The sequence below is a fragment of the Marivita cryptomonadis genome, assembly GCF_002115725.1.
Taxonomy (GTDB): Bacteria; Pseudomonadota; Alphaproteobacteria; order Rhodobacterales; family Rhodobacteraceae; genus Marivita; species Marivita cryptomonadis.
The window spans coordinates 1-1,183 of sequence record NZ_JFKD01000079.1; the positions used below are offsets into that span (position 1 = coordinate 1).

Genomic DNA, 1,183 nt, shown 5'->3' on the forward strand with positions numbered 1-1,183 from the left:
AGTTCTCAGTGACATACAACAGCTCATCCTCATAGCATCTTGTAACATCGTACTTTGCCCGCCAATGAGCGAGTGCCGCAGGCATCGAGGACGCAAGCATACGTTGAGGCATAACAGTTAAAAAGCCGACAGGACGTCCTGATTGGGCCGCAAAATTTCTGATTACGGATGTAACGTTTTGGTAAACATCACGCTCTGTTGCCGTCATTTCGAGAATTTGACCTTGAACTTCCCGAATGACACGGTGTTCCTGCACATCGCGTCTTCGCGTCCTGTTTATGACATTCGCAAGCTGATTGAGACCGTCAAGCCGATGAGCAAGATCAGCCCGAACGCTTGCATCGATTTCAGAACGCTTCTTAACTTCCTTCAGGATTGACGAGAGCGTTTTTGTTCCAGACAGAAGCTCATGGCGGAACGCTTCATTGAGATGCGAGATAATCTCGTCTACCGGCTTTCCCGACAGGACTGTATCGCGGGCTCGAATGACGGGGGCGTTTGCATCAACAATCGCTTCAAGAGTTTCTTGCTCTCTAAAAGTGTCCTCATCTAAGAGGCGCAGCAGAGAATGTAAGTCGCGGTTTCCAAGATTGATTGGTGTTGCAGAAAGCATCACAACATGGTGTGCAATTTTTGCAAGCATTTTCCCAAGCTCTTGCGACTGTGTACCTGGGTTCCGCATATGATGCGCTTCGTCGATCACCACCAAATCAAGTCGATCGTCAAAGGGGTCAAGCTCATCAATAGTATTTGCCAGAATGTCGACTGGGCGATTACTACGGTCGCTCTCGCGACGCGGACGGATTGACTGCATGCCGCAAATCGCAACGAAACCGCGCTTTTGCAGCGTCGTCGATGTCAACGCATCTTGAAGGTCTGCCGGAGACATAATTCGAGCATCAAGGTCAAATTTATTGACGAGCTCAAACCGCCATTTTTCGCAAAGAACTTTGGGGCAAACCACCAATAGCCGACGATAGCGCATCCGTGCCGCGAGTTCTGTCCAGATTAGGCCAGCCTCAATTGTTTTCCCCAAACCGACCTCATCAGCAATCAGCAAATGCCCGGTCGGCGAGTCTAGCATCTTAAGAACTGGTTTGAATTGGTGGGCATAAAAGTCAGTGTCGGTCGCCTCCAATGAATAAAGCATGTCGGACATACGGCCTGACAGGCGCACATGTGC

The 1,183-nt window shown here is 49.8% G+C and carries 1 protein-coding gene; it reads right to left on the bottom strand.

Features of this window, described 5'->3' with window-relative positions:
• Positions 1 to 1,159 (bottom strand): DEAD/DEAH box helicase (locus MCRY_RS22340; RefSeq protein ID WP_139834168.1); only part of this gene is annotated, 1,159 nt, incomplete at its 3' end.
• Positions 1,160 to 1,183 lie beyond the last annotated feature (24 nt).